Source organism: Cryobacterium levicorallinum, assembly GCF_004402405.1.
GTDB classification, from domain to species: Bacteria; Actinomycetota; Actinomycetes; order Actinomycetales; family Microbacteriaceae; genus Cryobacterium; species Cryobacterium levicorallinum.
Genome location: NZ_SOFE01000023.1, coordinates 381,612 through 393,389, shown reverse-complemented (window position 1 = coordinate 393,389; position 11,778 = coordinate 381,612). Strand labels below are relative to the sequence as shown.

Genomic DNA, 11,778 nt, shown 5'->3' with positions numbered 1-11,778 from the left:
ATGGGGGGGAACGAGAGTGCGTTCAGCCTGCCACTGTGGGCATCCGTTCTGGTGGCGGCCGGTGCCGGCGCCATCCTCGACGCCGGATTTCCGGACCGGGACTGGTGGTTTCTCGCCCCGCTCGGCGTGGCGCTCATGCTCGTGGCGCTGCTCGGTCGAAGCCTCGGTACCGGGTTGCTGGTCGGGCTGGTCGCCGGGCTGTCCTTCTGGCTGATCCACATCTACTGGATCACTCTGTATCTCGGACTCGTGCCGTGGTTCGCGCTCGGTGGCTTGCAAAGCCTGTTCTTCGGCCTCGGCCTCGGCCTCACCGCGCTCGTTCTGCGGCACGGGCCGCGCCTCTGGCCGAGCGTCTGGGGTCGCGTCGGACTGGTTCCGGTCATCGTGGCCGGGCTCTGGACGGCCAGGGAAGCGATCAGCGCGGTCTGGCCCTACGGCGGATTCGCCTGGGGCCGAGTCGCGCTCTCCCAATCGGAGAGTCCGTTCGGCTCGCTCGTCGCCTGGGTGGGACTGTCCGGCCTGAGTTTCATCCTGGTCTGGCTAAGTGCCCTCGCCGTGCAACTATTGCGGGAGCCTGACCTGGCCCACACCCTGCGGGCAGCCGTGGCGGTCGGTGCGGTCGCCCTCGTGCTCGCCATCCCCGCGTGGCCGACGCTGCCCAGCGGCACGACCCGGCTGGCCGCGGTGCAGGGCAACGCCGACGCCGGGCTGTTTGCGGAGTATTCACCCGGTCAGATTCTGCAGGACCACACTTCGGCCACCCTGCCGTTGATCGGCGAGAGCGTGGATTTTGTGGTTTGGCCGGAGAACGCCAGCGACATCGACCCGACCCGCTCGGCGGCGGCGGCGCAGGTACTCGACTACATCAGCACCGAAATGGATGCTCCGCTCATCACGGGCACGATCACCCAGCCCGAAGACACCTATTTCAACAGTTCTCTGCTCTGGGAGGCCGGACGCGGGGCCGTCGACGTATATGACAAGGTGCATCCGGTGCCGTTTGCCGAATATATGCCGGATCGAGCATTCTGGCGCCCGTTCGCGCCGGAGCTGATTGATCTGATCGCACGCGACTACGGTATCGGTACCCGCGACAATGTCTTCAACATCGACGGTGTGCTGGCCGGCATCGCAATCTGCTTCGACATCGCCGATGACCAGCTCGTGCAGGAGATGATCGACAGCGGGGCGCAGCTGATTCTGGCCCAGACCAACAATGCCGACTTCGGACACACCGATGAAAGCGTGCAGCAGCTCGCCATCGCCCGGCTGCGTGCGATCCAAACCGGTCGCACCGTTGTGAACATCTCCACGGTCGGGTCGAGCGCCATCATCACACCCAACGGTGACACCCTCGACAGCCTGCCCACGTTCACTGCGGGCGCCATGGTGCAGACGGTGCCGCTCAGCGACACCATCACGCCGGCGATGGTGGCCGGTCGGGCAACTGAGTGGTTGCTGTCGGGTCTGGGCCTGGCCGGTCTGGCGCTCTGCCTGGGCGCGGCCCGGCGACACCGCCGGTAAAATCCGCGTTAACCAACGACGACCCCGCCACCACGGGTGCGAGTACGGGGGTACAAACACACTGGTGCGGGGTCGAGCGGGGATTTTGAGCGGTTAGGCACCGATCTTCTGCTGGCCACCACGGCGCAGACGCAACACCGAGAGGCGCTCTTCGAGCAGCTCCTCGAGTTCGTCCCTAGTGCGACGCTCCAGCAACATATCCCAGTGGGTCCGAGGAATTTTCTCGTCGGAGTGGTCAACGATTACGGGCATGGAGTCGACGAGCCGAGTCGCCGTCCGTGCGCAGTACTTGCATTCCCATTCGTCCGGAGCCTCGGCTTCGGCCGAGAAAATCATTACCGTCTCGCGCCCGCATGTTTCACACCGGTAGGTGTGGCCCACTCGGGGGGAGAAGGTGACGCCTTCTTCGCTCTGCAGGCTTTGTGCGCCCAATCTCATGCCACGCAAACTGCGGTCAGCCATAGTGTGGTCTCCTCTCGCTCGTAATCACAGATCGATCACGATGCCTTCACAGTTCTAAACCATCAAGCTGGACGTTAACCTTCCCGCTCCCCCCGTTCTGGAAGGTAACTCTCAGGTTCGGCGAGTAATGGCGGCAACGGCCAGATCTGCACGGTCCGTGACGAGGCCGTCAACTCCGCTGTCGAGGAGTCGAATCATGTCGATCGGATCGTTCACGGTCCACACATGCACCTCGACATCGACCCGATGCATCATCTCGATAAATCGGGGAGTGACAATGCGCACCGGTCCGAGCCGTTCGGGCACCTGCACAGCGACGCACCCCTGCAGGGTGCGTCGAACCAGGGCGGTCAGCCCCAGATTCGTCGCGGCGACGGCCTGGGCCACGAGTGACGATGACGCCGACGACACCACGCCGGGGAGAAGGCTGAGAGCGTGCCGCCGCCGTGGTTCGGTGAACGAGGTCACGAGCACTCGCTCAGAGGCCCGCTGATCGAGAATCGCCCGCGCGGTCGGCTCCGCCGCAGCATCACTTTTCATATCAATGTTGAACAGGGCGTCCGGAAAAGCTTCCAGAGCATCGCTGAGCGACGTGAACCCCTGGCCCTCGCCCAGACTGATGCGTTTGAGCTCGACCATGGTCAGCTGATCAATGCGCACATCCCGACCCAGCCGCGTGAGGTCGGGGTCGTGGCTGAGCACCGCGACACCGTCGAGTGACACCTGCACGTCGGTCTCGAGGTGCGTGGCCCCGGTCGCGAGCGCCTTCACGAAGGCTAGCAGCGTGTTTTCCGGGGCGGCCTGGGTCAGGCCCCGATGGGCGAACACCCGGGGCGGCGTCCCGCTGAGAAACACCGACTGGGCATTTCCGGCCACCGGCTAGCCCTGCGGCGAAACCGGGGGAGCGGATGCTGCCGGTGCCGCCGCGCCGGAAGCATCCGCCGGGTTCGCACCAGCAGTCTGGGCACCGTTTTGTTGTGCGCCGTTTTGTGGGGGACCGCTGTGTTGAGCACCGCCTTGTTGAGCACCGCCTTGTTGAGCACCGAACGCGCTGCCGATTCCCTTCATCGCCTCGGTGAGTTCACTCGGAACGATCCAGAGCTTGTTGGCGCTTCCCTCGGCGAGCTTAGGCAGGGTCAACAGGTATTGGTACGCCAGCAGCTTGGGGTCGGGGTCGCCATCGTGGATGGCCTTGAATACGGTCGTGATCGCTTCGGCCTCACCCTGGGCGCGCAGGACGGCAGCCTTGGCGTCGCCCTCGGCCTCGAGAATGGCCGCCTGGCGGGCGCCCTCGGCGGTGAGGATCGCGGACTGTTTGGTTCCCTCAGCGGTGAGGATGAGCGCACGGCGGTCACGTTCGGCGCGCATCTGCTTTTCCATCGAGTCCTGAATGGAGTGCGGCGGTTCAATGGCCTTGAGTTCAACTCGGCCGACACGAATGCCCCACTTACCGGTGGCTTCGTCGAGCACGATGCGGAGCTGGCTGTTGATATTGTCCCGGCTGGTGAGGGCCTCTTCGAGGTTCAGGCCACCGACGACGTTACGCAGGGTGGTCGTGGTGAGCTGCTCGACCGCGCCGAGGTAGTTGTTGATCTCATAGGTGGCCGCCCGGGCATCCGTCACCTGAAAATAGACGACGGTATCGATCGAGACGACGAGGTTGTCCTCGGTGATGACCGGTTGCGGAGGAAAGGACACGACTTGCTCGCGAATGTCGAGGAGGGGACGCACCCGGTCGACGAACGGCACGAGCAGGTTCAGACCGGGCAGCAGGGTCTTGTGGTACTTCCCGAGGCGCTCGACCACGCCGGCGTTGCCCTGCGGAATGATGCGAATGGCGCGCAACAAAATGACGATGACGAACACCGCCAAAACGGCGAGCAGGGCGAACACGAAGATCTGTCCGATGAAGGCTGCGGGGTCAAGCATGATTCTGGGTCCTTTCGGCGGAGATGACGACGGCGGTGGAGCCTTCGATGAGGTGCACGGTGATCGCCTGTCCGGGATCAACGGATCCGTTGTCGGTGGTACCGGCCGGTCCGACCAGGCGCGCGGTCCAGGTTTCACCATTGGCCAGTTTGACGAGCCCGCTGGTCTGGGTTACCGTCGCGACGACGCGACCGGTCATGCCGATCAGGGCGTCGATATTACTCAAGGCCGGATCGCCGCCCCTGCGCAGGGCACGCAGCAGGAACGGCCGGATGGTGAGCAGGAGCAGCACCGAAAGGCCGGCGGCGACGACGATTTGCAGCCACCACTCCAGACCGAGCAGATTGGCGGCCAGGCCGCCCAGGCTGCCGATGGAAATCATCAGGAAGGTGAATTCCAGGCTCAGGAGCTCGATCGTTACGGCGACGAGAATGAAGACGAGCCACAGAATCCAGAGATAATCAGTCAGGTCGACCATGGGTGCCACTTTCCCCAATCCATTTCCTCTGAAACTAGCAGGTGCCACCGACAACACGCCGGGGGAGCGACCGGTGCTTCTTGATATGGTCGACAGGCGAGTGTGTGGCAGTCGATGCCCGCCTCATCTAAATTCGACGTGAATGACTAACGTGCATGACTACCGGCGTGCATGAAACTAAAAGGAGCCCCCGTGACCAATCCACTTGCAGCAGGATCACTCGAGGGCAAGCGTGTACTCGTCACCGGCTCCTCCCGCGGTATCGGTGCCGATACTGTCGGGTACTTCGCCGAAGCCGGCGCCAGGGTCGTCATTAACTACCGCAATAAGGAGGCACGCGCGAATAAACTCGCCGACGCCATTCGCGCTGCCGGCGGTACGGCCATCACGGTCGGTGCCGACCTGACCGACCCGGCCTCGGTCGCCGCGATGTTCGAGACCATTCGCACCGAATTCGGCGGCCTCGATATTCTGGTGATGAACGCCTCGGGCGGCATGGAGAGTGGCATGCCCGCCGACTACGCCATGACGTTGAACCACGATGCCCAGGTGAACCTGCTCAACGAAGCGGTCCCGCTGCTCGGCGATGACTCCCGCGTCGTGTACGTCACCAGCCACCAGGCGCACTTCATCAAAACCACGCCGACCATGCCGGAGTATGAGCAGGTGGCTCGCAGCAAGCGTGCCGGTGAGGATGCCCTGCGCGCGGTGATCCCCCAGCTTGAGGAATCCGGCATCGGCTTTGTCGTGGTCTCCGGCGACATGATCGAGGGCACCATCACGGCGACACTGCTCGAGCGGTCCAACCCCGGTGCCCTCAGCGCCCGCAAGGAAGCGGCCGGTCGCTTGTACAACGTCAGCGAGTTCGCGGCGGAGGTCGTAGCCGCTGCGGTTGAGCCGGTTCCGGTCGGCAACACCCGCTACGTGGGCGAAACGATCGGGTTTACGGGCGAATAGCATGACCACGAACACGGCGAATCCGGAATCAGAGATGCAGGTTGCAGACAGCCACGACCTGATCCGTGTGCAGGGCGCTCGGGAAAACAATCTCAAGAACGTCAGCGTGGAGATTCCCAAGCGCCGGTTGACCGTGTTCACGGGCGTGTCCGGCTCGGGCAAGAGCTCACTAGTGTTCGGCACCATTGCTGCCGAGTCGCAACGCATGATCAACGAAACGTACAGCACCTTCGTGCAGGGCTTCATGCCGACCCTGGCCAGGCCAGACGTCGATGTGCTCGATGGGCTGACGACGGCCATTATCGTCGACCAGGAGCGGATGGGGGCCAACGCGCGCTCCACCGTCGGTACCGCCACCGACGCCAACGCCCTGCTGCGCATCCTGTTCAGCCGACTCGGCAACCCGTACCTCGGCTCACCCCAGGCGTATTCGTTCAACGTCGCCTCGATCAGTGGAGCGGGCGCCGTTTCGATCGAACGCGGGGGACAGACCGTCAAGGAACGCCGCAGCTTCAGTATCACCGGGGGCATGTGTTCCCGCTGCGAGGGTCGGGGATCGGTCACCGATATCGACCTCCGCGCGCTCTACGACGACACCAAATCCCTGAACAAGGGCGCACTGACCATCCCCGGCTACAGCATGGACGGCTGGTTTGGCCGCATCTTCAATGGCTGCGGCTTCTTCGACCCCAACAAAGCGATCAAGGACTTCACCAGGAAGGAACTCGCAGACCTCCTCCACAAAGAGCCGACCAAGATCAAGATCGAGGGCATCAACCTCACCTACGAAGGCCTGATTCCCAAGATCCAAAAGTCGATGCTCACCAAGGATGTTGACTCGCTGCAGCCCCACATTCGAGCGTTCGTAGAGCGTGCCGTGACCTTCACCGTTTGCCCCGACTGCAACGGCACCCGATTGAACGAGGGCGCGCGATCGTCGACGATCAACGAAATCAGCATCGCGGATGCCTGTGGGATGCAGATCAGCGACCTCGCCGAGTGGGTTCGTGGCCTGAACGACTCGTCCGTCGCGCCGCTGCTTACCGCGTTGGAGCTCCTGCTGAACTCCTTCGTGCAGATCGGGCTGGGTTACCTGTCACTTGACCGGGCCTCTGGCACGCTCTCCGGCGGTGAGTCGCAGCGTACCAAGATGATCCGTCATCTCGGATCTTCACTCACCGACGTGACCTATGTCTTCGACGAACCGACCATCGGACTGCACCCGCACGACATCCAGCGCATGAACACCCTGCTCGTCCAGCTGCGCGACAAGGGCAACACGGTGTTGGTGGTGGAGCACAAGCCGGAGATGATCGCGATCGCCGACCACGTCATCGACCTCGGGCCGGGTGCTGGTTCGGACGGCGGCGAGGTGGTCTTCGAGGGCTCTCTCGCCGGACTTCGAACCAGCGGCACGTTGACCGGTCGGCATCTGGATGACCGCGCCGCCGTCAAATCGACCGTGCGTGCACCGTCGGGTGTCCTGCCGGTTCGTGGCGCCAGCGCCCATAACCTGCAGAGCGTCGATGTCGACATTCCGCTCGGTGTGCTCACCGTGCTCACCGGTGTGGCCGGGTCCGGTAAGAGTTCGCTGATCTCCGGATCGGTCTCGGGCCGGGACGGTGTGGTGACCGTCGACCAGGGCACGATCAAGGGGTCGCGGCGCAGCAACCCGGCGACGTACACCGGCATGCTCGAGCCGATCCGCAAGGCATTCGCGAAGGCCAACGGCGTGAAGCCGTCGTTGTTCAGCTCCAATTCCGAGGGCGCCTGCCCCAACTGCAACGGCGCCGGCGTCATCTACACCGACCTGGGAATCATGGCGGGTGTCGCCATCCCCTGTGAGGTATGCGAGGGCGAGCGGTTTCAGGCATCCGTCCTGGACTACCACCTCAATGGGCGCGACATCAGTGAGGTGCTGGCGATGTCGGTGACCGAGGCCGAGCAGTTTTTCGGTGCGGGGGAGTCACGCATTCCGGCGGCGCACGCAATTCTCTGCCGGCTCGCCGACGTCGGCCTCGGCTACCTCAGCCTCGGCCAGCCGCTGCCGACACTCTCCGGCGGTGAGCGGCAGCGGCTCAAGCTCGCCACGCAAATGGCCGACAAGGGCGATGTCTACGTTCTGGACGAGCCGACCGCCGGCCTGCACTTTGCCGACGTTGAGAATCTGCTCGGACTGCTGGATCGGCTGGTTGACTCCGGTAAGTCCGTCATCGTGATTGAGCACCACCAGGCGGTCATGGCGCACGCCGACTGGATCATCGACCTGGGCCCCGGCGCCGGGCGCGACGGCGGCCGAATCGTCTTTGAGGGAACGCCCGCCGATCTCGTGGCCGGGCATTCAACGCTGACCGGCGAGCACCTGGCAGCCTACGTCGGCGCCTGATCCGGCGTTACCGGAGTGATGTCCGGCCCGCAGTTCGGCGGGCCGGACACCACTCTCGACCACTCTCGGGCATGTGACTGATAATGCACATTATGTCAAGTCAGACTCGATAGGAGTCATTATTCCAAGCAACCACCATCGACGCATACCGTCCGCGATTACGGAGAGGAATGCGCAGTATGATGCAAGTTCGCATCAGCTGGAGGTCAACGATTTTAGCCTGGCCCCCGTTTGTAGACACGGGTTCAGTGGTGGGCTGAACTTCCGCGGTCTGTGCGGTTTCCTACTATGTAGGGTATCCTTACCTAACCAGCCCCTGCGCACCGTTCGAAAGTATTCTCGTGCTCCACACTATGCCCGCACCACGACTGACCCTCCTTAATGGCTCAGACGACGACGTCGCATTCGTCACCGGTAGTGGAGACCTCAGCTACGCCCAGCTAGCCAGGATGGTCGCCATACGCCGTCTCGAGCTTGGTCGTGTCCGCCGACTCGTGATGCTGGAGGCAGCAAATGCCGTCGAGCCGATCGTTACCTACCTTGCAGCTCTGGAAGGTGGCCACCCGGTGCTTCTGGTCGCACCGGGTAACGATGAAGCATCACGGACTCATCGCGCGTCACTGGCTGAACGGTTCGACCCTGACGTCATTGCCGTCCGCGACGGGGACGGCCCGGCCCTGCGGGAGATGCGGCCTGGATCCACGCACAGCTTCTCCGACGACCTAGCCATGCTGGTGAGCACCTCCGGGTCCACCGGGTCGCCGAAGCTCGTTCGGTTGTCCCGGCAAAACCTGCTGAGCAACGCACAAGCCATTGCGGCGTACCTGCGTCTCACGCCTGCAGACCGGGCAGCAACCACGCTGCCGATGCATTACTGCTACGGCCTCTCGGTCCTGAACAGCCACCTCGTGTCGGGAGCGAGCGTCGTCCTCACCGAGCGATCGGTGGCCGACGCGGCGTTCTGGGACGAGGCCGGGATGCATCGGATCACTTCTTTCGCGGGCGTGCCCTACACCTTCGAGCTTCTCGAGGCGGGCAATTTCACGGATCGGTTGCCAGCGAGCATCCGCTACCTCACCCAAGCCGGCGGCCGCCTCGCCCCAGAAGCGGTGCGCCGCTTCGCACGCCTCGGTGAGCGTCGCGGGTTCGAATTCTTCGTGATGTACGGGCAGACAGAGGCCACTGCGCGGATGGCGTACGTCCCCGCGGAACTCGCCGACCACGCCGCCGGCAGCATCGGCCGCCCCATCCCTGGAGGTCACCTGCGCATCGATGCCGAGGCGGGAGCGGACGTCGGCGAACTCGTCTACGAAGGCCCCAACGTCATGCTCGGCTACGCCGAGACACCGGCCGACTTCGCATTGGGGCGCACGGTCCACGAGCTTCGCACCGGCGATCTCGCCCGGCACCGCGAGGACGGCATGTTCGAGGTCGTCGGACGGCTAAACCGATTCGTGAAGGTGTATGGGCTCCGGGTCGACCTCGATTCCGTCCAACGCCTCCTCGCCGAGGAAGGAATCGAAGCCCGTACGGCAAGCACCGGAGAACGCTTGCTCGTATTCATCCGTGCGGCCCGGTACGTCGTCAGGGCACGAACCCGCACCGCTGTGCTACTCGGAATCCCCACGCACGCTATACACGTCTACACGGTGAGCGAGTTTCCTCGCACAGCCAGCGGCAAGCCCGACCTTGCCTCGCTCGTCCGTTATGCCCAGATGATCGACGCCCAGAAGGCGTCGACAGCAGCGAACCCCGGGCAGGTCGCAACCTCCGACATGATCCGTAACCTTTTCATCGTTCTCCTTGGGCGCCCAGACGCGACCATCGACGACACTTTCGCCGGGCTCGGCGGGGATTCGTTGAGCTACGTCGAGGTGGCCCTGCGGCTGGAGGACCTCCTCGGCGCGTTGCCGCGGGATTGGCCAGCACAATCGGCCCGGAACCTCGCGTCCTCGGCCGACGGCCCTCCCCCACAGGCTGACAGCACGGCCGTGGGCGAAACGGCGAAGCGTGGAGCGGCGACAGTCGGAGCGTGGAAGGTCCGCTTTCCCCGGGTCGAGACTCCCGCCGTTCTCCGCGCACTCGCAATCGTGCTGATCGTCGGCACCCATGCCGACCTGATCACCGTGCAGGGCGGCGCACACCTGCTGCTCGCCGTCGCCGGATACAACCTGGCCAGGTTTCAGCTCGCCGACGTTGCGGGGGCCACGCGCGTTCGCCGCCTGCTCAGAAGCGCAGCCCAGATCGCGATTCCGGCCACGCTGTGGATAGGGGCCGTCGCCGTGCTCACCGGCAAGTACACCTGGACCACAGCGCTGCTGGTCAACCACCTCGTCCCCGGCGACGGCAAGTGGAACGAGCAATGGCAATTCTGGTTTCTCGAGGCCGCCGTCTGGACCATGCTCGGCTTTGCGGCAATGTTCCTAATTCGCCCGATCGACCGCCTCGAACGACGGCACCCGTGGACGTTCCCGATCACCCTGTTCGCGGCAGCCGTCACGACCCGATTCGCACTCGTCGGCATCGAGGCAGAAGGAATTGAAAGATACACCCCGTTCACCGTGCTGTGGTCTCTCGTGCTCGGCTGGGTCATCGCCCGGGCCGACAATAACTGGAAGCGTGTGGCGGCATCGTCAGCGGCGATCGTCGCCACGATCGGATTTTTCGGGGATCCAGCACGCGAAGCAGTTGTGGTGGCCGGAATACTGTTGCTGATCTGGGTGGAACGGCTGCGAATGCCGCGCACCCTCGTTCCGGCCGTTCGACTACTGGCCAGCGCATCCCTGTTCATCTACCTCACCCACTGGGTCGTCTACCCGACTTGGGAGGCCAGTGCCCCCTGGTTCGGAACGATCTCGTCACTAGCCATCGGCGTCGCCGCGTGGTACCTGTATCGCCTGGTCGGCCGAGCATTCAATTACGCTGCCACCACAGGCTTGAGGAGCCGAAACCACTTTGCAATCCGAAGTTGAACCGCTTGATATCAACGGATCGAGCCAACCGAGCATGAATCGACGGGCAGCGGAGGGGAGCGGGAAATTTCGCTCCCAAGACATGAATTGCCGCGAGCCAGAGGCGGTGCTCGAGCGGAATCCTTTCCTGCACCGGACTCCAGATGTTCCCGCAGCGCCAGGACCACAAGAGCGAGTGCTTCACTCGTGCCAGCCGTGACGGCGATGTCCTCGGCCTCACACCGCACTCCCCTGGCATGCCCCAGGTGGTCGGCGATTTCCGCGCGCAGGGCCAGGGTGCCCTGCAGGGGTGGTTCGGTCTATGGAATGGGTCTCGCGGCGGCCAGGCGCCACGCGGCCGTCCAAGGCCGCCCCGACAAGCTTCCGGTCGACGGGTATCCCGGTATCAGATCCAGCACATCAAGCGGATGCTGCTGACCCGCTTCCACCATCGGTCGCGCTGGCGCCGCGAGGGTTCCCCCGTGCAGCAGAACGGCCACGCGCGTCGACGCTCCCTAGGTGCTGACCAAATATTCCTCGCCGTTGAGCTGCTCGTTCTCTCCGAACGGTTCATGCCCGGCCGAAATGAAGAAGTGCGCCCGATGACGCGCCGCGAACTGGCAGCGACCGTCGTGCTGCGCATACCCCTCACCGAGATGAGCATGAAGATGCGCAGTGGTGCACCGAGCGAGACCGTCGACGATGGCGAAAACCACGCGGTCTAAGCCGGAGTGGTCCCGGTGGTGACCGGATGGGGCGCACCAGCTGGCTCACCGTTGACGGCGGATGGAACGGAAGTTCCCGCATCCGTTCGCCGGCACTGAGCCAGTGACAGCGAGCTGGCCGCGCAATCAGAATTGCGGATCAGGCGTGCGCATGGTGCATGACCATGCCGAATTCATTAACCGGTTCGAACGCGTCACGATCCCAGGCCCCGGGGTGGGGCACCGGACAATTGACCACCGTGTTTCGCGACGAGTGGTCGATGGTGTGTTCACGCATCGCATGACCGCAGATCGGGCACGACCGGAAATCGGTTGCACCCCACTGTTCCGGACCGCGTGGGGTTTTCCTGTCCTGAATCATGCCAT

The 11,778-nt window shown here is 64.0% G+C and carries 10 protein-coding genes; 5 read left to right on the top strand and 5 right to left on the bottom strand.

The genetic code is table 11. The features are described 5' to 3' along the window. Positions 1 to 1,524, top strand: a complete 1,524-nt coding sequence (gene lnt, locus E3O11_RS13870; protein ID WP_092448604.1) for an apolipoprotein N-acyltransferase — start codon at positions 1 to 3, stop codon at positions 1,522 to 1,524. A 93-nt stretch (positions 1,525 to 1,617) separates the two neighbouring features. Here lnt and E3O11_RS13865 read toward each other — a convergent pair whose 3' ends face one another. The 4 genes from E3O11_RS13865 to E3O11_RS13850 all read right to left on the bottom strand — a co-directional run bounded on the left by E3O11_RS13865 (position 1,618) and on the right by E3O11_RS13850 (position 4,393). Further along, complete coding sequence (locus tag E3O11_RS13865) at positions 1,618 to 1,986, bottom strand: RNA polymerase-binding protein RbpA (RefSeq protein WP_092448605.1); 369 nt, start codon at positions 1,984 to 1,986, stop codon at positions 1,618 to 1,620. Positions 1,987 to 2,097: 111 nt separating this feature from the next. Beyond that, positions 2,098 to 2,862: a glycerophosphodiester phosphodiesterase family protein gene (locus E3O11_RS13860; RefSeq protein WP_241994732.1), complete on the bottom strand. Its 765-nt coding sequence runs from the start codon at positions 2,860 to 2,862 to the stop codon at positions 2,098 to 2,100. Between the two features lie 3 nt (positions 2,863 to 2,865). Then, positions 2,866 to 3,915, bottom strand: coding sequence for an SPFH domain-containing protein (locus E3O11_RS13855; RefSeq protein ID WP_092448607.1), 1,050 nt, complete (start codon positions 3,913 to 3,915; stop codon positions 2,866 to 2,868). Further along, complete coding sequence (locus tag E3O11_RS13850; protein ID WP_092448608.1) at positions 3,908 to 4,393, bottom strand: NfeD family protein; 486 nt, start codon at positions 4,391 to 4,393, stop codon at positions 3,908 to 3,910. The genes E3O11_RS13855 and E3O11_RS13850 overlap by 8 nt, the downstream gene beginning before the upstream one ends. A 192-nt stretch (positions 4,394 to 4,585) precedes the next feature. Between E3O11_RS13850 and E3O11_RS13845 the strand changes: the two genes are divergently transcribed. From E3O11_RS13845 to E3O11_RS13830, 4 genes are all read left to right on the top strand, one after another. Continuing rightward, the gene (locus tag E3O11_RS13845) at positions 4,586 to 5,350 is read left to right on the top strand and encodes an SDR family oxidoreductase (RefSeq protein ID WP_092448609.1); all 765 of its coding nucleotides are present in this window, start codon (positions 4,586 to 4,588) and stop codon (positions 5,348 to 5,350) included. Position 5,351: 1 nt separating this feature from the next. Then, positions 5,352 to 7,736 (top strand): ATP-binding cassette domain-containing protein, encoded by a 2,385-nt coding sequence (locus E3O11_RS13840; RefSeq protein ID WP_092448610.1) that lies wholly within the window; start codon positions 5,352 to 5,354, stop codon positions 7,734 to 7,736. 341 nt (positions 7,737 to 8,077) lie between these two features. After that, complete coding sequence (locus tag E3O11_RS13835) at positions 8,078 to 10,708, top strand: AMP-binding protein (RefSeq protein ID WP_134495588.1); 2,631 nt, start codon at positions 8,078 to 8,080, stop codon at positions 10,706 to 10,708. Between the two features lie 143 nt (positions 10,709 to 10,851). Continuing rightward, entirely contained in the window at positions 10,852 to 11,412 is a 561-nt protein-coding gene (locus tag E3O11_RS13830) for a PNPOx family protein (RefSeq protein ID WP_134495586.1), read from the top strand. Positions 11,413 to 11,551: 139 nt separating this feature from the next. Here the strand turns inward: E3O11_RS13830 and E3O11_RS13825 are convergent, their stop codons facing one another. Next, positions 11,552 to 11,773: a hypothetical protein gene (locus E3O11_RS13825; protein ID WP_134495584.1), complete on the bottom strand. Its 222-nt coding sequence runs from the start codon at positions 11,771 to 11,773 to the stop codon at positions 11,552 to 11,554. Positions 11,774 to 11,778: the final 5 nt, after the last annotated feature.

Coding starts and splice junctions, on each gene's coding strand:
- lnt (WP_092448604.1), top strand. CDS start 1: ATGGGGGGGAACGAGAGTGCGTTCAGCCTGCCACTGTGGGCATCCGTT.
- E3O11_RS13865 (WP_092448605.1), bottom strand. CDS start 1,986: ATGGCTGACCGCAGTTTGCGTGGCATGAGATTGGGCGCACAAAGCCTG.
- E3O11_RS13855 (WP_092448607.1), bottom strand. CDS start 3,915: ATGCTTGACCCCGCAGCCTTCATCGGACAGATCTTCGTGTTCGCCCTG.
- E3O11_RS13850 (WP_092448608.1), bottom strand. CDS start 4,393: ATGGTCGACCTGACTGATTATCTCTGGATTCTGTGGCTCGTCTTCATT.
- E3O11_RS13840 (WP_092448610.1), top strand. CDS start 5,352: ATGACCACGAACACGGCGAATCCGGAATCAGAGATGCAGGTTGCAGAC.
- E3O11_RS13830 (WP_134495586.1), top strand. CDS start 10,852: ATGTTCCCGCAGCGCCAGGACCACAAGAGCGAGTGCTTCACTCGTGCC.
- E3O11_RS13825 (WP_134495584.1), bottom strand. CDS start 11,773: ATGATTCAGGACAGGAAAACCCCACGCGGTCCGGAACAGTGGGGTGCA.